Below are 19,901 nucleotides of genomic sequence, written 5' to 3' on the forward strand. Positions count from 1 at the left end.
TAACTGGTTTATTTTAGCATAAATGAAAGGAATAGATGCTTGCAACAGGTTTAAAGCAGCCGTGAATAAGGAGGAGAACAACATGAAAGACCAACCTAAACACTTCTTTGATAACCAATGGGACGATAGCCATCGTTCATGGCCATTGCCACGATTACCCTGGACGATGAAACAGACATGGAATGATCTATTGTTTGCCCATTATCCAATAAAAATAGAAGCCTTACAAAAGTTAGTACCTGCCGTACTGCCTTTAGATTCCTTTGACGGCATGGGGTGGATAGGCGTCGTTCCGTTTCATATGACTGACATCCGCTTAAGAGGGCTCCCTCCCGTTCCAGGCACGGATCGATTTCCGGAACTCAACGTCCGGACTTATGTTACGGTTGATGGAAAACCAGGGGTGTACTTCTTTAGTCTGGATGCCTCCAATATGCTTGCGGTCAAGACTGCCCAAACTGTATACCACTTGCCATATAAGTTTGCCGATATGAATGTGCAACGCAGCGGTGATGTTATCGATTATATTAGCAAGAGAAGAAACGGCAATCAAACATTCGAGTGTACATACAAACCAACCTCAGAACCGTATCTTGCCGAAAAAGGTTCTTTCGATGAATGGCTTACAGAGCGTTATTGCCTATATACACTAAACAATAAAGGAGTGCCGCTTCGCTGCGATATCCTGCATAAACCCTGGCCACTCCAGCATGCTGAAGCGGATATCAGACAGAACACGATGCTGACCAACCAAGGCATTCATGTTGAAAACGACAAGCCCATCTTGCATTTTGCAAAAACATTGGAAGTCCGGATGTGGCCATTAGTCCGTGCGACCGACTAAATGATGGGATATAGCCATTTTATCGGTCAATGTTGAGCATTTATCGGTCAAAATTGGAATATATCGGTCAATTGCCCCTATTTATCGGTCAAAATCGGCATTTTATCAGTCTACAAACGGAGGTGTCATGATGAAAAAATGGATAGGGATGTTGACATGCAGTTTATTCCTTGTCTCTTGTAATGCTCAAGAATCAATCATTGAGTGGGTCGATTTCGTTAAAATCAATGGCAAACAGTATGAAGGGGTCCATTCCGCTTTCCTTGCCGATTCCACTTCTATCGGGGAAAAGATAGGAGAAGTGAAGTTCAAAGTCGCGGATCATGTATTCGATGTCGATTACAAGACGAAAGAAGGTGACGCCGCATTCTGGGAAAAGGGTACGAAGGTTTTTGCCATACAAGGGGAGCCTGAATTTGCTGCTATTCAGTCAAAAGACGAGATCAATGGGTATGCAATCTATCATGAAGTTACGGAGAATCAAACATTTCGGGGCAAATACGAAGACATCGATGAAGAATCGATCAATCGAATAGATATATATAAAGAGGATAAAGATAATCATCCTGTACTGACCCATTCATTATCGGATAAACATGAGATACAAGCTATGACCCTGATACTTAACGAAGGAAAGACGAACGCCAGCTTTAATCCGAATACCAGCCAAGGAGACCCGACTGGCTATCAACTCGCATTCTATACCGAAGAACCGATCGCCTATACGTTCCCCTTATTTTTCGATGGGGAACAATGGTATTGGATACCATGGGATACCGTTCTTTTATCAGATAATGTTGAGAGATTCATAACGGAAAAATAGAAGACTTATAAACCTGAAAAACTCCCCTTCTTCAAGGGGAGTCGCGGCATGGATTTTATTTGATAATTACATCATGCAATTGAATGAGATAGTTCTTATCTTTCTTTTGATCGTGCGAATCCTTCACCAATTTGCCTCTATAGAGCGTCTTTCCTGTTTTCGCATCGACAATCAGCAATTCATCTGCGGTAATGGCAAAGATGCGTCCATCCTTTATCTCAGTGAAATCAACAGATCCCGGTTTGTAGTCATTTATTACTTTCTGTTTATCGATATCGAAGGTGAGGATATGCATCATCCCTTCCTCCCATCCTGTCACGTAGAGAGTCTCCCCATCAACGGAAAAGTCACTTTCCACAGATTCAAAGGTGATATCCTTTTCATTTGGAATCTTGATTTTTTCCAGTTTCTTCGTGTCATAATGATACGCGTAAAGAGAGCTTTCCCTTTTTTTCTCCGTGAATCCTCCCTCTTCACTATACCTGCCTTTTACTAACGCCAGTAAGAACACATGATTGGCCATCCCTCTATCGACTTTTGACGGCATGGCGAAATGTCCTTCATTGGATGAATCAAATGTTTCGGACAAAAGTGTTTCATCAGCCACCACTTTTTTACCGGCTAAATCGATGGTATAGAGATGGATTTCATCTGTATCTTTTTCATTGTCTGTTTTCACATCATTTTGAGTAAGGATTTGTAATTTCGATTGAACGAATTGGACATCCCTGACTATGATGTTCTCGTATTTTGCTTGTTCTGGGACGTCTATTTCAAAAGACTTTTCTTCCTTGTTTTTCTTTGCCAAACTATCAATAATAAAATTCAAGCTATACTTTCCATTCTTATCATCGCCATTCATGGTTACGATCGTCAGATTATCTTGATCTTCATAATAGGTTTCAATAAATGCTTTACCCCTCATGAATGAACGGTACTCTTTCACTAACCGGTTATAGTTGGGGTCGTAGTAACCGAGTAGGTTTTCATAATACGACCGTTCTTTTTCATATTTCAATTGATTGGATTCCAAACGAAAGGATTCATTTGAACTTCCCTCTTCATACATTCCGCTTACAAGGACGGATTCTAATTCTGTTTCGTCACCTTCGATTGTTTTAAATGTAAGTTTGGGAAGGTTTGAAGCGTAAGAAGTTACTTGAGCATAATACGTTCCGATGCTAAGAATCATAACGACGACGATGAGGATGCTGCTGATATATCGTTTCACCCTGTTCACTCTCCTTATATTAGTTGGTGGGACTTTATACGGTTACACGTTTCTTTAACAACCAAGAGCCAAGCCAGATGGAGACGGCTGTAATGATAATCCCCAAAGCGATTAAACTACCGAAGATTTCTGATGGATAAAGAGAGATTCCGTTAGAACCATTCAGCCAAATAGGCGATAGAAACAATGCGCCCGCGAGTACGGAATAGATAATACCTAGCACAATCCCCTTGATCCGGTAACTTCTTTCCAACATGATGGCTGTGAACAGGACAAACAGGATCATCAGCCCGATTCCATAGGAAATGATAAATTGAGTGAACGAGTTAGGAATGATGAGCGCTAACACTGGTTTGGATTCAAGGATGGTCATCACACTCATTTTTGCGGTTAGGAACACTTCCGGCATCATGGAATTGAACAGAGCATTCTCCATCGGCAGGATGATCAATTGTAAGGCAATCAGTCCTAATACCATTAAGAAAATCGCTGTAGCTTTGGATAAATAGAGAGATAATCTCGTAGTCGGCAGCATCAACAGGCGATAAATAAAAGTATTTTTCCCGAACCAATCACGGTACCAAATTAGAAAGATGTAGAATATAAGGGCAACGGCACACAACGCAATCGGTCCTAAAAACCAGAGCGACCCTGAAACCAAGTTAAAGTTCACTCCGCCATACACTTCTAAATAAGTAGCTTCGGTCAATTTTTCTTCTAACATGGTTTGATCAGTTTTATTTAAGAATCCTTGTACTTTAATGATCACGCCTACAAATTGCGAAAGAATCGTGATCAACAACAATGAAAAATAGATTTTACTAAAACGGTTGATTTCGAAATTGACTAGCTTCATATAACGCATCATCCTTGATACACCTCTCTCATTACATCGACTACTGATTTTCCTTCCTCTTCACGCATATCTTCCGTATTGAACTCTTTCAATACATTTCCGTTTCCAAGTAAGATGACCTTATCGATTAAATGTTCAATATCACCGATTTCATGGGTCGTGATGATAACTCCCCTGTCCTCGATCAAGTGACTGGCAAAGACGTCGGCAATTTGTTCCCGGCTAAACATATCGATGCCGGAAAATGGTTCATCCATTAGCACGTAATCCACATCAAGAGACAGACCCAGCATCAGGTTGACTTTCGCCGTGTTCCCTTTTGATAAATCTGATATCCTTGTGTTTTCCTCCAGTTTGAAAAAATCCAGCAACTCATTGGCTCTTGACTGATTCCATGTTGTATAGAAATCGTTCATGAAAACCATCGCCTGCTTAATCGTCATTTGCGGAAGCATAATCGGAGCGTCCGGAATGAAGGTAATCTTTTCATATCGGTCTGTATCCAGTTTTTCATTATCAATCAGAATTTCCCCGCGATATGGCGTCAATCCCATAATGGCCTTCAACGTCGTGGTTTTCCCTACACCGTTTATCCCGATCAGGCAGGTGATTTCCCCTTTCTTCGCGGTAAAAGACATACCATCCAAGATTTTCTTACGGCCGTACTTCTTAGAGATTTGCTTCACTTCGATCATTTCTCTTCCCCCTCTTTTACATATTTATCTTTCACGACCTGAAGTAGCTCATCAACCGGTACATTAATGGGACGAATGGCCTCTACAAAAGAATCGACCGCAGCAAGAATAAGCTCCTGTCGGACATCATGTAACATCTCTTCATTCGTAGTGATTCGACTTGGGAAATTTCTTTCAGTATGAATCAAACCTTGTTCCTCCATTTCTTTATACGCCTTTTGAGCCGTATTCGGATTAATATTCAATGTTGCCGCCAATTCCCGGCGTGAAGGGATTTCCTGTCCCGCAACTAACTCTCCAATGGCCATCTGTTCTTTGAAATGCCTCACCACTTGCAAATAAACCGGCTCACGGGCATTAAACGAAACGTTCATTAAACCACCCCTATATTTAATAAAAGATCTGATAATCACACTTGGACTCAAGTGTATGTATTAAGTGGTTCATACACCTTATGTATGTACTATACCCGTAATACACTTCAGCTGTCAATATCGTTTTAAAAAATATTTCCATTTTATGATGAAGACGATTCCTCCAAAAATACTCTATAGATAAATGGAAGGCGATTGACAAATCACTACTATGTGATACTATATACTAGTAGTAAGTATTACTAAATAGCGTATGAAATCCAACAATAAACATATGGGGTGAATTCTTTTGGAGAATCTGACAGAAATGCTGAAAGGGGTGCTTGAAGGTTGTGTGCTTGAAATCATCAGCCGGGGCGAAACGTATGGCTACGACATTACACAGCAACTACAAAAACTTGGCTTCGTTGATGTAGTGGAGGGCACGGTTTATACGATTACGATGAGGCTTGAGAAGAACAATCTGGTAGACATCGAGAAAAAGCCATCCACGATGGGACCACCAAGGAAATTTTACACCCTCAATGCAGCGGGTCAAGAAAAGCTTCAAGTTTTCTGGACAAAATGGGCATTCATTTCAAGTAAACTGAATGAACTTAAAAACTTACCGATTGAAAGGGGAGACGCAAAATGAGTTTTTTTGAAAAAATAATGGGAAGTTTTGATGAAAAGAGAGAATGGAAAGCGATGGAGGCGCGTGCGAAGGCTCTTCCTAGTGAATACCATAACGCTTACAAAGCGATCCAAAAGTATATGTGGACTGCTGGCGACAGCCCCACCGATTGGGAGGGTACCAATCGTATTTATTCCGGTATTCTCGACCTTTTCGAGGAAGGTGCAGCGGAAAGCAAAAAAGTCATCGACCTGACAGGTGAGGACGTGGCTGCCTTCTGTGACGAACTAGTGAAGGATGAGCAAACTTGGAAGGATAAGTATCGCAAGAAATTGAACGATACCATCGGACGTATTGAATGAATCTATTTGAAGGATAAGAAGCAAACAATTTTAAAGAGCCTCGCTACGTAAACTGTAGAAGGCTCTTATTATTTTCGAAAAATGTCAGCAAACCCAATGGGCCTGCTGACTTTCCGTTCAGCTTGGATCATTTTCATCCAATGAAAGTGTGACGACTTTTGTATAGTCTCCTTTTGCCACCTCTTCCGGAGTGGCGCTTTCATCCAGCTCCTCTTGCGTTGTGATTCCATCGGCTACGATTGGTTCTTCTTCATGATTTTCGCGCTTTTTCATGGGCTACACCCCTTTCATTGATAGAATATCCAGGAGTGGCTTTTTCATTCTTGAATCAGTTTGCACGAAAAGGCCCGCATCATTCTTAGAATCGACGACTTATCATATACTCAAGCTACGGCTCTTTGGATGGAAAAAGGCCTCACATTCTTCCTCGCTTATCTTTTTATCGGGCGTTCCAACGTCAGAATTTCATCTTCCATGGAAGAAAACTGTTGTTCCACGACATGTTTAACATCTTGGACGGCCGCGTTATAGAAATGAGGAGCAAGTGTTTCCTTGACGAAATCCAATACTCTTTCCGCGGCAAATTCCGTGATTTCCTCATCTCTTTCTTGCGAGAAGAAATACTGGATATCGGAAATCATTAATTGCTGTTGGTCTTTTGTAAGTTTTATAAACAAAATCGAACACCCCTTCATGGATAGTACATGTAATTATAAATGGTGATGGTCCCCATTTATAGCCTGTTTTTTCATAAAAGAATATGTACAGCACAAAAGTAAAAAAAAACGACCAACAAAGCAAAAAGCTTCGTTGGCCGTTTCCGTTTAATTACCCTTTTACAGCTAATTCTGCTAGGCGCTGTGCAGAAGCCTTTACTTCTTCCAACCCTGCAGAAATGATTTCTTGTGCTTTATCAGGCATTGCATTGTGACCTTCGATGATGACTTCATCAATGATTTTCATGCCGAATACGCCACCGAATACATTGCGCATGTAGTTCACTGCCATTTCCATTGGAGCTGCTTCCGGAGTTGAGTAAATTCCGCCGCGAGCGTTTAGGAAGATCGCTTTTTTGTCTGTCATTAATTGAACCATGTTCCCATTTGCATCATATTTGAATGCGAAGCCTGCCGCATACACATAATCGATGAATGTTTGCAATTTAGCCGGAATCGTTAAGTTCCATAATGGGAACGCGAATACCACTACGTCAGCTGCAGTGATTGCATCCATTGCTTTTTGTTTAGCTGCCAAAAGACGTGATTCAATATCCGTTAACTCTCCGCCTGTTTGCACTTTGCCGAATGCGTTGAAAATTTCTTGACCGAAGTATGGTGTATCTTCTTCAAACACATCATAAGTTGTTACATTTACATCTTTACCTTCTAATGAAGCCATGAACGTTTCGTACATTTTACTTGAGATACCTTCTGTTGCCGGACGGTTGTTTGCTTTCACTACTAATACATTCATTATATAAAATCTCCTCGTATTAAAATATTTTGATTTAAGTTATCTTTAATTCAAGATATTTATATCTTACAAGAAAGCATGCATATTTGTCAACACACTTGTTTGGAAATTGTTTGAACTTTTATCCAGATTATTGATAATTAGATCATTATCCTCATTCTCTTTCTTTTAAGTGTTCCGCAAATCTTAATAAATAACCGTCAGGATCCATGATTAAAAAACTCTTTTTCCCCTAGGCCTGGAGCATGGAGAATGAAAATTTTCTATGTACTAAAAAGAGGGTGAACCCACTACTAAGTCGTTATCAAAAGACTTAGTAGTGGATTCACTCTTTCTACTTTGAAAAGTAATCAGGTATTTAACTTTAATGACCGTATTCGTTCATGTAAGCATTCATGAGCAAAAGAATCAAAGTAAGCTTTTAATCCACCTTTGCCAAATTGTAGATACATTTTATTGGGATTATAAAGATTTTTTGAATGCAAATATCTCAAGAAATAAATAATTCCCTTCCGCCTCGCTGTAATATTATAAAATCCATATTCAAAAAACCATAAATCAATACGATTAAATATACCTTTATTAATAAAAAATATTTCTGAACACCAATTCACAAACGCTAGATCAGGCAAATGTACAGCAATTTCATCTATGATTTCTTTTAAATCTATGCCGTGCATTACATAATCCTCCTTTTTATTTACGTAGACATGCTAAGATCATTCTAAAAGTAATGAAGTAAATAACGGTAATGGACGTATATCCTTTGCGGATGGGAAAATGTTTTGGAAGACAAAGTCATCATGACTGTGCACAGATGTCGATACACACTTTATATCATCTAACTGAAACGAATACATCTTGTTATCCACATTTCCAGAATAGATGATTGTCGCTTCATTTTTTCTAAAAAGCGCCATATTCGCTTTTCCTTTTAATGCACGATGTGTTTCTTCCAAAGCTTCTACCGGGCGATTGTATTTTTTATGGTGTTGAAAGAAGTATTGGAAGGCTATTTCGCTATCTGAAGTTCCTTTTAATAACTGAAGAAAAGACGACCGGAAAGACTCATGTTCTTCAAAATTCCCATTATGCCCAAAAGCAAGGGAGTGGTCGGTTGTGAGGTACGGTTGAATATTGAAAGGAGTAATGCTGTTCATCAAGCTAGGCCGACGCAAGTGTATAAAAATCTCTTTGGAGGTTATACCCTTTAGCCTTTCAGATGCTTGTTGATCTTTTCTAATCCCGTCCACGGATTTATAGCAGCGTAGCTCCCCTTCAGTGTCCTTCCAAGCAACACCCCAACTGAATCCACCGAGTCCGTATTCGTCCAATAATTTCGCATAACCCAGAACCCATTCCATTGGAATAGAGTTCTGAGACTTTACGATTAATAGTTCACACATACATGTCCCCTCCTTGCCTAGTTATTCGTAATTCTTCTTTGGAGGGTATGTTTCCAAGGTTTCCATAAATCGACTTCCGATATAATTTCCATACACTTGGCATAATCATCACGATCTATAGCCAGGTAATCTTCATTGGCATCATGGGAATAAATGCTCCTATCCTGGACATGTGCCAGTCGAACGGCTTCGGCTAACGTCTCATAAATAGTTATCTTTTTTTGTAATTGTTGAATATATGACTTTAACTCTTCTATTTCTTTTTGCTGTTGCAGATCCATACCATCTTCACCTCGTCCTCCGCTTTAAAAGATCTCAAAATACTCCAGGTGTTCCCATTCGGTCACGATATTCGCATAGTCTTCTATGTTATTTTCTTGGACATATGTCGTATAACGATTTATTTCACTTTCTTTCATGCTAATAATATAATTCACAAAGTCTGTTCCCATTTTATTATGGAAAACTTCACTTTCCTTTAGTGAATCCACAGCAGATTGTAGATCTTTTGGCAATAACGGGCGATTATCATTATAGGCTTCTGTACTTAATGGCCCTGGTTGTAGTTTCCTCTCTATTCCATCCAGTCCCGATAAGATTTGTGAAGCCATGTATAAGTATGGATTGGCAGCTGGTTCTCCAGCACGGTTTTCGAAGTGAAGACTATCATCTTCGATTCCACCGATTACACGAATCATCGTCCCACGATTATCTAAACCCCAACCAGCACGATCAGGGGCTAATGAGTTAGGTTTGAAGCGCTTATATCCGTTTACTGTTGGGGTTGTAAAAACAGTTGCCGCCCTTGCATTTTCTAGGATACCGGCAATGAACTGTTGTCCAATTTCTGAAATGGGACCATCTGAATTGTTTGGTATAAAAGCATTCTCTCCTGTATTTATGTCAATCAAGGATTGGTGTAGATGCCAACCGCTTGAGAAAAACCCTGGAATCGACGGCCTGCACATGAAGGTGGCTAAATATCCATGGCGTTTACAGATTTGTTTTACAGCTGTCCGAAATAAAAGCATGGTATCCGCTGTATCAATCCCTTTCATTGGTGCAAACGTAAATTCTAATTGACTTGGGCCCCATTCATCCTCCATCGTGAGCAAAGGTAAGTCCAATTGTTGGATATTTTCAGCGATTATTTGTAAGATGTCATCTATTTCATCATTATGCGCTTCCAGTTGATATTGATAGCCGCGCGCAACCGGTACTACTTTTGGAGGTTGCCCTGGGCTACCAGGCGCTCCAAGTAATGAGGCATCTATTTCATCGTCTACGATTTTGGTTAAGGAAAATTCCACTTCTAATCCGGAAAGTAGGTCATAGCCTTTGGAGTTTAGTTCTTTCAATGCCTTTTTACAGATTTGACGGCTGTCATATGGGAGAGGGTTACCATTTTTCAAATAGGCATCACATAATATCCATCCAGTATGTTCAGCCCATGGAAGAGATTTAAATGTAAGGGGATCAGGTACGAGTGTATAATTTGGGCAGCCGGTCATTTCATCTGAATCGAATCCGCCGCCTTTCATAAAGGGGTTATATACAATGGCATTGGCTGTATCGAAAAATAGGGGACCCGTATTAAAATCAATCCCGTTTTTCATAGCCCCTAAAAATGCTGGAATGGTTAAAGTTTTAGCCCGTGATATACCATGTTGATCCGACCATGCGACACGTATCAAACGTAAACCCTTTTCTTTAATCACGGCATGGATTTTTTCAACGGCTTCACTTTGTTCCGTATTCCATAAGTTAAAACGATCGATAAATCCCCGGTTTTTTACGATTCCTTGGCTATTCATATACAAATCTCCCCTTTTTTATAAAATAAACGTCATATTTTCATGGCCTTGATCGCAATCAATCAAATTCACTTGCTTAACGGCTATTTTCCATTGATTGTTTTCCTGCACTAATCGATAGCCATTCCAGCCTGCATATGATTTTTGTTTACCATTACGAAACTCGGATACCAAGAAGTTAGTGCGGGCCCGAAGATCTTTTTGGTTGGATTCTTTCCATACCTCTATATTGCTTTGCAAACGAATGGTTCTTGAACTCGGGATCTGTGACCAGGCATATCCAGTACGAAGACGGTAGACCCGGTCTTCCAAGCGGCGTCGATCATCAAAAGCAATGGATACTTGTTTTTTCGGATTACCTCCACCGGGTATAGATGGAATCCAATATAAACATTCAGAAGAAAAGAGGTTCAGCCAATCTTCTAGCTTACCTTCATCCAATAAACGTGCTTCTTGATACAGGAATTTTTCAATTTCCCTCGTTATTCCATCGTCTGCAACACCTACGTCTAATTCCCAGTCTTTTAAATGATCGATTAACTGGTTGTAGTAATCGTTATCCATATAATTCGAGAACTTGGAACTATCTACTTTCATGTTTGATCCCTCCTATTCTTAATGCTGTGCACCTGAATGGACTTTGCTCGTCATCAACCTTTTCCACTCTTTGTAGTAATTACGGATGTACAGTTCATCCGTGACCGGTCCGGTTATCACACCTTGTTCGTTCGTGGATTGTTGATTGGAAAGACCAAATCCCCTTTCGGTATTGATCCACTCCACTTCCGAAATAGACAGTCCCCGTTGGCACTCCTCGAAGTTCGTCATATCATCAGGTTCCCCGAATGCCGGAAAGTCTTCCTGGCTTCTCATACGCAATGTATTTATTTCCTCAGGCAACCCTTCAACTGCAGTGGAATACCATATCAACTCTGTACGATCTACAGCATGTGGCTGAATCACTTGGACTTGATTGCCTATGAATAATAGGTTTGGAAAGATATTAAGATTCATCTGGGCACCAATTGCCTGATCTAATAATGCATCTGCCTCATCGCCATATTTTTGACGGACATTCCCTTCATTAACTTCACGTCCTGGCTGTGCTCTTTGTTGTGCCCAGTACTCACCTGTTTCACTATAGTTAGGACGTTGATCGATAAAAGTATGACCATTCCCCAAATACTGTACGTACATTGGACCGTAATCAGGGTTCGCAGAGAAATAAGTCATATCTTTGTTTTCCCCCATTCTTCCACCCATTTCAAGCAGGGAGCGGTGTGAGAAAGTGACATGATAACCATCTGCCGCATTATCGTATGTCAATTTCCAATTTCCTTTGTAAATCATCCGGTGTGCATTACCAAGGATGATCCTTTTCCCATCATAGCGATCGAGCCATTGATCCATTAATTCTTTTGCCGCCCCAAGATGTTCCTCCAAACTAGGAGCCTCTTCATTTAAAGTTGCAAAGATGAATCCGCGATAACTCTCGACTCTTGGTACTTGCCCTAATCCTAGTTCATCTTTATTAAAAGACTCCCCATATCCCTTGGGCCATGGGACACCAGCCAGTTCTCCATTATTCCGAAAGTTCCACCCATGATATGGACAAGTGAATACTTTTGCTGAACCCTTTTCCGCTCGGCAAACCGTCGCCCCTCGATGCGTACATCTATTGAATAGGACTCGAAAAACTCCATCTTTGTCCCTTACAGTTATGATAGGACGTTGGCCGAGGTAGCCCGTCTTAAAGTCATTATTATTGGGCACTTCACTTTCGTGTGCTACATAGACCCAAGTCTGCCCGAAAATATTCACCATTTCTTGTTCGAAAATTTCCGGTTTAGTATATAAATGCCGATGTACTCGGTTTGGCTGGATTAGTTCATCCCAATTTTGTTGCTTCATTAGCTTATCCCCCTCTAGACCTTTATTGAGCTAAGTACCCTCCATCTACAACGAACGAAGATCCTGTAACGAATGATGATTCTTTGGATGCTAGAAATAGGATACAGTTCGCAACTTCTTCCGACTCGCCATACCTGCCGATTGGATGGGCTCCCCCAACTGCACTCCAAAAGTTCTCCAGATCATCTGTGTGCGTTTCATTAATTTGGTTCGTTTTTGTTGCACCTGGCGCTACACAATTCACTCGAATTCCCTCTTTCCCATAACGGGTAGCTAATGAACGGGTAAGTTGAAGAATACTGGCTTTAGTCATGTTATATAAATAGGTGCTTTTCCCCATCATCTCTTGACCGACGAAGGCTGAAATCGAACTCAAATTGATAATGACCCCACTCTTTTGCTGTACCATCGTTGGGATGACCGCTTTACAGGTGAGAAACATGCTTTTTACATTCGTCGAGAACACTTGATCGAATTCCTCTGTTGAAGTCTCAGTTATATCTTGAATCCAATGAATACCTGCATTGTTAACCAGAATATCAATTTTACCGAACCGTTTTATTGCCGCATCGTGTAACTGTTGAACAGTGGTTTCTAGAGAAATATCACCAGGAACTAACACGCACTGATCGGGATTTGATAATTGCGAAACCACTTCTTCTAACACCGCTGCATTTATATCATTTAAAACTAAATACGCTCCTTCTTTTGAAAATCGTTCAGCCGTGGCCTTACCGATACCACTGGCTGCCCCCGTTATGATAGCTACCTGATTCTTTAATTCTTCACTGTTTGACATACTTCTTCCTCCTTCAAAAACGGCAAGATTTCTTCAGGATTCAAGCCTAAGTCCATGGTTCCGATTAAATCTAGGCATGCATCTTCGTTAGGTGGCATAATGGGTGCTGTCACCGCATCTCTAAGCATTCTTTCAAATGGCAGTCCTTTCATGAGACCATGTGCACCACAGGCAATTGTAGCTGAACGAACTACACGGCCAGTCGTTTGGGCGGCAATGTACTTCGCACGGAGACACGCCGCTGTCGTTTCAGGGCCCGGCCCTTTTGTATCATGTAACCAAGCGGCATGATAGACTAGGAATCGAGCGGCCTCGAGATCCGCGAATATCTCTCCTGCACGTGCTCTCATGGCCGGGTGATAGCCCATGGGTTGAGAAAAACCTTTTGGTTTTCTTGTCATCAACGTTTCCTTCACCCAGTTCCCGACCCCGCGCCCGATTGCGTAATACATCGATGCAAACGTCCCGAAAGCCCAGGCTGCGTTTTTCATAATAAACGAATTCAAAAATTCTTCCGTTTTATGAATGGCATTTTCCTCCGGAACAAAAACATTTTCATAGACTACTGTGTTACTGCGCGTTGCACGCATACCCAAAGTATCCCAAATGTCGATTACAGAAATCCCTTCCGATTTTGTTGATAAAAAGAAACCGATGCTGCTTTGTGGATTCTCGCTTTCTTCCGGATGGGCGTATAGATACACATAGTCACTTGCTTCAAACATCGACGCAAATGCTTTTTTTCCATTTAAGATATAACCTCCTTCAACCTTCTTCGCTTTTAAGGAAGGGGTATAGGATTGCCCTATTAAACTAGAAGAGGTGGGTTCCGAAACAGATTGGCACAATAGTGCGCCTTGGTCGATAACTAGATCGGCAATAAACTGTTTCTTTTCATCACTAATTTCTGGGTTTTCCATAATGGCTGCCGTTCCAGCTACATGCATATTCCATGACATCATGGTTGCCGCACAGCCTTGTGCAAGCTCTTCAACTGCAATCGTGTAACCGAGGAACCCTTCTCCAAGTCCTCCAAATTTCTTTGGAATCGTTAAACCGAAAAATCCAGCCTCTTGTAATTTCTTATAATTTTCCACTGGAGCTGACCGTTCTTCATCATGCTTCGATGCACGAGTTGCAAAGTCTTTCGCTAGTTCTCTACACGTTTCTTTTAACTTCATTTGCTCGTTTGTCATTTGAAAACTAATTGTCATATAGGTATCCCCAATCTATCGATTATTTTTCAATGATTTCATGCCGTGTGTAATACCAGTTTAAAAAGCCTTCAATCGCTTATTTTTTTCTAAATTTTCAGATATCTATTATTAAAGGGAACATACAGGCTTTCTCCTAAGTTGAAGTTCCTATGCCTACCTATTTATTCACCTTCAACCTTTCTTCTCGCAACCTATTAGTAGCCTGTTCATCTACTACGAAGGTTATTGAATCGATCAACACACCATAATCTTCTCGTGCTTTTTCGATAGAAAGCAATCCAGCGATAGCTTCCTGTTGGACTTTATTTATATCGCGAAGGAATGGGGAACCATATCCACCACCACCTCCAGAATACATTTCCATAACTGTCCCTTTTGGTACATCGAACAACATATCTTTTGAACCTAGTTGCTGTTCTGTACCATCTGGGAACTTCAAGGAAAATTGATTATATGTCCCATCTAAACCGCCATATATTCCTTTAGGTAATTCAGCACCTTCATATGCCATGCCATCACCGATTGTACCGACTGAGTTATTGTCCCCATCAATGCGCACCTTGACGTAGGTGCCATACCCTCCACGGTATTGACCTGAGCCAGCCGAGTCTTTCAAGAGTTCATATCTTTCTATTAAAAATGGGTCTTTTATTTCGAACATTTCCGGATCTTGCGAAAGCATGCAACCTGCTGCACCTGAAAAACCGATTCCATCAAAGCCATCACTGCCCTTCAAGGCACCCTGACCGCCTTTGGCCATAAACCCAAAATCAAAGTAAGGTTCATTATTTCTTGGATCTGTTCCCGTCCATACAGGTGGACACGCTTTTGCCCAACCCGCTGTTACATATTCAGGCACGGCCTCCTGTAGAGCATTCATAATCGCTTCGAGCAAAACGTCCGCCATTTGATTACCAAATAAGGTTGCTGCAGGGAATCTCGGGTTTACGATGCTTCCTTCCGGAAAAAAGCACTCCAGCCCTGCAAATAATCCTTCATTTTGGGCAATGGTATCGCCTGGATTAATCAACATCAGATAGGCAATGGCACACGCAGCCTTTGCTGAAGCCGGTGGCATATTTGTAAATCCAGGGGCTTGATCGGCCGTTCCTGTGAAGTCCATTTTCACTTTTCCATCGTCGATTGTAATGGTTACTGCTACTTTGTATTTCTTCTTGGTATCAAAACCATCGGAGACCATATAGCTCTCCCCATAATAAGTGCCCTTTCTCCACTTGCTGACTCTCTCCTTCACTTGCTTCTTCGTAGCTTCAATCACGTAATCTAAATGATTACGGAATGTTTGTTTACCATATTTAGCTATAAGATTCACAAATTCTCTTTCCCCGATGTTGCAAGAGCCAATCATAGCTTTGACATCTTCTTCAACAACTTTGACACGTACATTTGAAAACAGCATTTTCCATACATCATGGATGACTTCGCCTTTTTTTACGATTTTCAACCCTGGGATCCGTATGGCTTCCTGCCACACTTCCGTATGTTTTGGATTATAACCGCCTGGTGTCGCGCCTCCTAAATCAGTTAAATGTCCCTTGCTGACAACCCATCCAACCAATTCGTCCTCATGGAATACCGGTTTATAAACGCCTACATCATGTGTTTGATTTCCCCCTTCAAAGACATCATTGTGTAGAATGATATCTCCAGGAAAAATGTCATCTTTAAACGATTCTATTATATTGGGTAAGGCAGGTTGGGCCCCAAACCCGATTATCGGTATGTTCGCACTCTGTTCAATCATTCTCGCTTGATGATCGAATAGCCCCGTAACGAAATCTCCTGCTTCATTAAATACCGGTGAACGTGATGTTCGCTGTAATACTTTTGCCATGTCATGGGTTATAGCATTTAACCGACGCTGAATGATGGAAGCCAAGATTGGGTCAACACTCTTTTCTACTATCCTACTCAATTGCGACACCCCGTTTCTCTTCAATGAATGGTTGTAACAATTTCTCATCCATCTCCTTGCGATACATGATATAGTTGTCATTTTTGTCGAGAAGAACATTGTACCCACTTAATACAACGATAGTCGTGACTTTCTGTTCGATGATGGCGGGTCCAATCACTTGATTACCATGAACCAATATGTCCCCGTCATAAACCGGCGTTTCCACCAAGGTTCCCTTTTGACCATGAGAAACTGGACGATAACCCTTTATTGCATGTTCTGATGACGTCCCTTTATATTCCGTTTGTTGCATGTTAGGTTTCTTCGTTACGCCGATAGCCGATAAATTGAAATTGATCACATCCACTTGCATTTCCGGTGTGGAGTACCCGTATAGTTGTTCATGCAATGTGTGGAACTTATTTTCTATTACTTCTATCGTAAGGCCATCCATCTCCTCGGCTGTAAAAGGCACGGTTACTTCGTAATATTGACCGTAGTACATCATATCAACGCTATATTGATATTGCATTTCATCCTCTTTCACTTTATCTTTTTTCAACGTCTGATATCCTTCGCTCTCTAACTCTGAGAAAATGGCCTCCACTTGCTCTATATTGATTTTTCCAAGTGGGGAACGATAGGCTTTGACATAATCATGACGTAAGTCAGACATCAACATGCCAGCAGCACAGAAAATGGATGATTCTTTTGGAACGATGACAAGAGTGTTATCCAATTCTTGAGCAATCGCTACCGCATGCAATGGTCCTGCACCTCCTGCACAAACAAGTGGAAATTCCCGAGGATCATATCCTCTTTTCACTGTTATTTCCCGTATGCCACTTGCCATATTCACGTTGACCATATCTATGATTCCTTGGGCAGCTTCTTGTACAGATAGTCCAAGAGGTTCAGAGATATGTTTTTGGATGGCCGTTCTTGCTTTCTCCACATCGAGTTTCATCTTTCCGCCTAAGAAAAAGTTCGGGTTTAAATAACCGAGAACTAAATTGGCATCGGTTACTGTCGGGAACTCGGCCCCGAACCCATAACAGACTGGACCCGGATGGGCTCCCGCGCTTTTAGGACCTACATGTAGCAATCCACCTTCATCGACCCAGGCAATAGAGCCACCTCCTGCACCAATTGTATGGATATCCACGGTTGAAAGACTTATTGGCCAATCAGCAATTTCACCTTCTGTTCGGATAAGGGGATAGCCATCCTTTAATAAGGCAACATCAAAACTTGTTCCACCCATATCCATAGTCAATGCATCCTTAATTCCAAGAGGTTTTAAATAATAACTACCTGCGATGGGAGCAGAAGCTGGACCAGATAATAAAGTATTGGCGGCTTTTTCGATAGTCGCCTCGGGAGTTGCCACTCCACCATTTGATTGCATAATTAACAGCGTGCCTTGGAATTCTATATCTGATAAACGCTGGATCAATTTCGTTAGGTATTTTTCTATGATGGGGCCAATGTAAGAATTGAGGACTGTAGTACTGACGCGGTCATAAAGCCTTGCACGTGGGATTAACTCGCTGGATAAGGTTAAATATACATCGGGAAGTTTTTCTTTTAGTATGTCTCCGACTTGTTTTTCATGGGAGTCATTTGTATAAGAATGCATAAAGCAAACGGCAATAGCTTCGACCTCTTGCTTTTTCACATATTCCAAGGCATTCAATACATCTTGCTCAGAAAGCGGTGTAATTTCACTCCCAGAGTAATCAAGTCTTCCTTCTATCCCTACTCTCAGATCTCGTGAAACGAATGGTGTAGGTAAATCATATTTGTTGTTATAAGCATCAGGACGGATTCCCCTTCTTATTTGAAGAATATCTTGGAACCCATCTGTTGTGAATAGAGCTGTTTTGGCTCCTGAATAGGTTAATGCTGCATTTGTTCCAACCGTTGTACCGTGTACAATCAGCTCGACATTTCCAATGAACTCTTTTAACGAGAGTCCATGGTTGCCTGCCATTTCACTCAAGCCATTGAAGAATCCGATTGTAGGGTCTTGGGGTGTGGAAAGGGTTTTATACACTTCGGAATTCCCATTTTCATCAATTAATAAAAAGTCAGTAAAAGTACCTCCAACATCGATTCCTATTCTAAACTTCATCGTATAGTTTCGCCCCCTATTAAAATAACTTCATGATTACGTGATGATAATCGTTCGGCGCCATCCTCTGTAATGACAAAAACATCTGACATGTAAGCGGATTTTTGTTTATCGGTTCGCATAATTTGAGGGTGAAAACTGATGACCATACCTTCTTTCAAATAAAGTAATTCTTCATCATCTTTACCTGGCACTTCTACTCCAACGAATGCTGTATTCGTTTGTCTTGCGACAAATGGTCGTTCAATTACATCCATTCCAATTCCATGACCCGTTAAATGACCACAATGATATCCTTCTACTTGTGCCATTTTTTCAACCTGTTCTTGAATATCCGTCACTTTAACTCCCGGTTTCATCGTCACTTCGGCATATTGAATACCTTTTGCCACTAGACCTGCCAATTTCTCCATTTCTTCATCTCGCTGTCCGAAACAGAACATTCTGGAATGCTCCACCCAATGTCCTGAAGGGCCAGTAATTTCTAAAGACACGATCAAGTAATCTCCATCCTTGATCACTTTCGGCCGTGGATTTAAGAAATATGGTTCTACTGCTCCTGCTTGTTCACTTGATAGAGTTAAATACAGAGTATCTTTTGCGCCTAAAGCATGAGCCGTGGAATAAGCGACAGAAACGGCTTCCTCTTCAGTTAAACCCGATTTGATATGTTCGATAATGGCATCGAAACTTGCTTCAATAATACGATTTGCCTCTTTAATTCCTTCTATCTCTGGTTTACTTTTAATAGAACGAATTTCATCAAATGTCACACTAGCGTCAACCCATTCAATTTCAGGTAGTTCTTGAGTTAAGTAACGGAAGTCCTCGATTTTCATTGTATTATTCAATCCAACTACTCCAACTACCCCCGTTGTGACGCCATGTTCTTTTAATCTTCGGACTACTTCCATGACTTCATGGTCGGAAGGGAATAGCGTATCTGGAACACGACGATCGGTACACCAATGGAGCCCGGATGGAAGAATCTGATATTGGTCATCTGGCAACACTAATCCGAAACCGTATCGATGGATCAAGTGATTGTCAAATAAGTAACGCAGGGAACCTTTCTTCCCTAAATAAGAATCAGCTACAAATAACATACCTTTGTAATTCTTTTCTCTGACTACATCCCTTACCGCTTGTAACCGTTGCTCTCTTTCTGTTTGTTCAAGTGTAATGATCACTTTACCACCTCTTCTTTAGTTATTAGAAAATTCAATAAAATCTAATAACATAATCTTACCACCTTCACTCCAATTGTAAATAACCTTTAATTGTAAAATGTTTTTACATTTAAAGGTTATTTACAATACTATTGATTTGCGTTGAAAAACACATTAATATCAAATTATATCAATTTATGTAAAAATATAGTAATATTCTATTAAGCTCCACAGTAAACAAAATTAACTTACTAAATACAGT

The 19,901-nt window shown here is 40.9% G+C and carries 22 protein-coding genes; 4 read left to right on the forward strand and 18 right to left on the reverse strand.

Annotated elements, in window-relative coordinates:
- Positions 1–166 precede the first annotated feature (166 nt).
- Both ACIQXH_RS16440 and ACIQXH_RS16445 read left to right on the forward strand, forming a co-directional pair.
- Complete coding sequence (locus tag ACIQXH_RS16440; RefSeq protein WP_403124855.1) at positions 167–844, forward strand: YqjF family protein; 678 nt, start codon at positions 167–169, stop codon at positions 842–844.
- Between the two features lie 130 nt (positions 845–974).
- The gene (locus tag ACIQXH_RS16445) at positions 975–1,667 is read left to right on the forward strand and encodes a hypothetical protein (protein ID WP_403124749.1); all 693 of its coding nucleotides are present in this window, start codon (positions 975–977) and stop codon (positions 1,665–1,667) included.
- Between the two features lie 55 nt (positions 1,668–1,722).
- On the opposite strand, the gene ACIQXH_RS16450 is transcribed toward ACIQXH_RS16445, so the two are convergent.
- From ACIQXH_RS16450 to ACIQXH_RS16465, 4 genes are read right to left on the reverse strand one after another with little or no spacing between them, the layout of a single operon-like run.
- A complete protein-coding gene (locus tag ACIQXH_RS16450) occupies positions 1,723–2,898 on the reverse strand; it encodes a hypothetical protein (protein ID WP_403124751.1) in 1,176 nt (391 codons plus the stop codon).
- A 34-nt stretch (positions 2,899–2,932) separates the two neighbouring features.
- The gene (locus ACIQXH_RS16455; protein WP_403124754.1) at positions 2,933–3,754 is read right to left on the reverse strand and encodes a hypothetical protein; all 822 of its coding nucleotides are present in this window, start codon (positions 3,752–3,754) and stop codon (positions 2,933–2,935) included.
- Positions 3,755–3,762: 8 nt separating this feature from the next.
- A complete protein-coding gene (locus ACIQXH_RS16460; RefSeq protein WP_402987179.1) occupies positions 3,763–4,449 on the reverse strand; it encodes an ABC transporter ATP-binding protein in 687 nt (228 codons plus the stop codon).
- Positions 4,446–4,823 (reverse strand): GntR family transcriptional regulator, encoded by a 378-nt coding sequence (locus ACIQXH_RS16465; RefSeq protein ID WP_402957265.1) that lies wholly within the window; start codon positions 4,821–4,823, stop codon positions 4,446–4,448. The genes ACIQXH_RS16460 and ACIQXH_RS16465 overlap by 4 nt, the downstream gene beginning before the upstream one ends.
- Before the next feature lie 289 nt (positions 4,824–5,112).
- Between ACIQXH_RS16465 and ACIQXH_RS16470 the strand changes: the two genes are divergently transcribed.
- Together ACIQXH_RS16470 and ACIQXH_RS16475 are read left to right on the forward strand one after the other, a co-directional pair.
- Complete coding sequence (locus ACIQXH_RS16470) at positions 5,113–5,457, forward strand: PadR family transcriptional regulator (RefSeq protein WP_402874055.1); 345 nt, start codon at positions 5,113–5,115, stop codon at positions 5,455–5,457.
- Positions 5,454–5,798 carry a DUF1048 domain-containing protein gene (locus ACIQXH_RS16475; protein WP_402874053.1) on the forward strand — a complete coding sequence of 115 codons (345 nt, stop codon included), beginning with the start codon at positions 5,454–5,456 and terminating at the stop codon, positions 5,796–5,798. Before ACIQXH_RS16470 ends, ACIQXH_RS16475 begins: the two co-directional genes overlap by 4 nt.
- Before the next feature lie 117 nt (positions 5,799–5,915).
- Here the strand turns inward: ACIQXH_RS16475 and ACIQXH_RS16480 are convergent, their stop codons facing one another.
- From ACIQXH_RS16480 to ACIQXH_RS16545, 14 genes are all read right to left on the reverse strand, one after another.
- Positions 5,916–6,071: a hypothetical protein gene (locus ACIQXH_RS16480; RefSeq protein ID WP_402957261.1), complete on the reverse strand. Its 156-nt coding sequence runs from the start codon at positions 6,069–6,071 to the stop codon at positions 5,916–5,918.
- Positions 6,072–6,229: 158 nt separating this feature from the next.
- On the reverse strand, positions 6,230–6,475 hold the full coding sequence (locus tag ACIQXH_RS16485; protein ID WP_402874035.1) for a DUF2164 domain-containing protein: 246 nt from the start codon (positions 6,473–6,475) through the stop codon (positions 6,230–6,232).
- Between the two features lie 151 nt (positions 6,476–6,626).
- Entirely contained in the window at positions 6,627–7,271 is a 645-nt protein-coding gene (locus ACIQXH_RS16490) for an FMN-dependent NADH-azoreductase (RefSeq protein WP_402957253.1), read from the reverse strand.
- Positions 7,272–7,621: 350 nt separating this feature from the next.
- Positions 7,622–7,951, reverse strand: coding sequence for a hypothetical protein (locus tag ACIQXH_RS16495; protein WP_403124757.1), 330 nt, complete (start codon positions 7,949–7,951; stop codon positions 7,622–7,624).
- Positions 7,952–7,990: 39 nt separating this feature from the next.
- Positions 7,991–8,677: a class II glutamine amidotransferase gene (locus tag ACIQXH_RS16500; RefSeq protein ID WP_403124760.1), complete on the reverse strand. Its 687-nt coding sequence runs from the start codon at positions 8,675–8,677 to the stop codon at positions 7,991–7,993.
- 17 nt (positions 8,678–8,694) lie between these two features.
- A complete protein-coding gene (locus ACIQXH_RS16505) occupies positions 8,695–8,958 on the reverse strand; it encodes a hypothetical protein (protein WP_402987189.1) in 264 nt (87 codons plus the stop codon).
- Between the two features lie 24 nt (positions 8,959–8,982).
- Positions 8,983–10,491, reverse strand: coding sequence for a glutamine synthetase family protein (locus ACIQXH_RS16510; protein WP_402874022.1), 1,509 nt, complete (start codon positions 10,489–10,491; stop codon positions 8,983–8,985).
- Between the two features lie 18 nt (positions 10,492–10,509).
- Entirely contained in the window at positions 10,510–11,088 is a 579-nt protein-coding gene (locus tag ACIQXH_RS16515) for an aromatic-ring-hydroxylating dioxygenase subunit beta (RefSeq protein WP_402874019.1), read from the reverse strand.
- Between the two features lie 18 nt (positions 11,089–11,106).
- Positions 11,107–12,402: an aromatic ring-hydroxylating oxygenase subunit alpha gene (locus tag ACIQXH_RS16520; protein ID WP_402957247.1), complete on the reverse strand. Its 1,296-nt coding sequence runs from the start codon at positions 12,400–12,402 to the stop codon at positions 11,107–11,109.
- A gap of 22 nt (positions 12,403–12,424) precedes the next feature.
- Positions 12,425–13,201 carry an SDR family NAD(P)-dependent oxidoreductase gene (locus tag ACIQXH_RS16525; protein WP_403124763.1) on the reverse strand — a complete coding sequence of 259 codons (777 nt, stop codon included), beginning with the start codon at positions 13,199–13,201 and terminating at the stop codon, positions 12,425–12,427.
- Positions 13,180–14,415, reverse strand: a complete 1,236-nt coding sequence (locus ACIQXH_RS16530; RefSeq protein WP_403124764.1) for an acyl-CoA dehydrogenase family protein — start codon at positions 14,413–14,415, stop codon at positions 13,180–13,182. The genes ACIQXH_RS16525 and ACIQXH_RS16530 overlap by 22 nt, the downstream gene beginning before the upstream one ends.
- A 160-nt stretch (positions 14,416–14,575) precedes the next feature.
- Positions 14,576–16,354, reverse strand: coding sequence for a hydantoinase B/oxoprolinase family protein (locus ACIQXH_RS16535; protein ID WP_402874009.1), 1,779 nt, complete (start codon positions 16,352–16,354; stop codon positions 14,576–14,578).
- Positions 16,347–18,470, reverse strand: coding sequence for a hydantoinase/oxoprolinase family protein (locus tag ACIQXH_RS16540; RefSeq protein ID WP_403124767.1), 2,124 nt, complete (start codon positions 18,468–18,470; stop codon positions 16,347–16,349). The genes ACIQXH_RS16535 and ACIQXH_RS16540 overlap by 8 nt, the downstream gene beginning before the upstream one ends.
- Positions 18,467–19,660, reverse strand: a complete 1,194-nt coding sequence (locus ACIQXH_RS16545; RefSeq protein ID WP_403124770.1) for a M24 family metallopeptidase — start codon at positions 19,658–19,660, stop codon at positions 18,467–18,469. The genes ACIQXH_RS16540 and ACIQXH_RS16545 overlap by 4 nt, the downstream gene beginning before the upstream one ends.
- Between the last annotated feature and the right edge of the window lie 241 nt (positions 19,661–19,901).

Source organism: Peribacillus sp. NPDC097225 (genome assembly GCF_044761955.1).
Taxonomy (GTDB): domain Bacteria; phylum Bacillota; class Bacilli; order Bacillales; family DSM-1321; genus Peribacillus.

What these genes read in the sequence shown, in the direction of transcription:
- ACIQXH_RS16510 (WP_402874022.1), bottom strand. Translation starts at nt 10,491, where the DNA reads ATGAATAGCCAAGGAATCGTAAAAAACCGGGGATTTATCGATCGTTTT.
- ACIQXH_RS16440 (WP_403124855.1), top strand. Translation starts at nt 167, where the DNA reads ATGAAACAGACATGGAATGATCTATTGTTTGCCCATTATCCAATAAAA.
- ACIQXH_RS16515 (WP_402874019.1), bottom strand. Translation starts at nt 11,088, where the DNA reads ATGAAAGTAGATAGTTCCAAGTTCTCGAATTATATGGATAACGATTAC.
- ACIQXH_RS16465 (WP_402957265.1), bottom strand. Translation starts at nt 4,823, where the DNA reads ATGAACGTTTCGTTTAATGCCCGTGAGCCGGTTTATTTGCAAGTGGTG.
- ACIQXH_RS16520 (WP_402957247.1), bottom strand. Translation starts at nt 12,402, where the DNA reads ATGAAGCAACAAAATTGGGATGAACTAATCCAGCCAAACCGAGTACAT.
- ACIQXH_RS16475 (WP_402874053.1), top strand. Translation starts at nt 5,454, where the DNA reads ATGAGTTTTTTTGAAAAAATAATGGGAAGTTTTGATGAAAAGAGAGAA.
- ACIQXH_RS16455 (WP_403124754.1), bottom strand. Translation starts at nt 3,754, where the DNA reads ATGAAGCTAGTCAATTTCGAAATCAACCGTTTTAGTAAAATCTATTTT.
- ACIQXH_RS16460 (WP_402987179.1), bottom strand. Translation starts at nt 4,449, where the DNA reads ATGATCGAAGTGAAGCAAATCTCTAAGAAGTACGGCCGTAAGAAAATC.
- ACIQXH_RS16500 (WP_403124760.1), bottom strand. Translation starts at nt 8,677, where the DNA reads ATGTGTGAACTATTAATCGTAAAGTCTCAGAACTCTATTCCAATGGAA.
- ACIQXH_RS16495 (WP_403124757.1), bottom strand. Translation starts at nt 7,951, where the DNA reads ATGCACGGCATAGATTTAAAAGAAATCATAGATGAAATTGCTGTACAT.
- ACIQXH_RS16530 (WP_403124764.1), bottom strand. Translation starts at nt 14,415, where the DNA reads ATGACAATTAGTTTTCAAATGACAAACGAGCAAATGAAGTTAAAAGAA.
- ACIQXH_RS16505 (WP_402987189.1), bottom strand. Translation starts at nt 8,958, where the DNA reads ATGGATCTGCAACAGCAAAAAGAAATAGAAGAGTTAAAGTCATATATT.
- ACIQXH_RS16445 (WP_403124749.1), top strand. Translation starts at nt 975, where the DNA reads ATGAAAAAATGGATAGGGATGTTGACATGCAGTTTATTCCTTGTCTCT.
- ACIQXH_RS16540 (WP_403124767.1), bottom strand. Translation starts at nt 18,470, where the DNA reads ATGAAGTTTAGAATAGGAATCGATGTTGGAGGTACTTTTACTGACTTT.
- ACIQXH_RS16490 (WP_402957253.1), bottom strand. Translation starts at nt 7,271, where the DNA reads ATGAATGTATTAGTAGTGAAAGCAAACAACCGTCCGGCAACAGAAGGT.
- ACIQXH_RS16525 (WP_403124763.1), bottom strand. Translation starts at nt 13,201, where the DNA reads ATGTCAAACAGTGAAGAATTAAAGAATCAGGTAGCTATCATAACGGGG.
- ACIQXH_RS16480 (WP_402957261.1), bottom strand. Translation starts at nt 6,071, where the DNA reads ATGAAAAAGCGCGAAAATCATGAAGAAGAACCAATCGTAGCCGATGGA.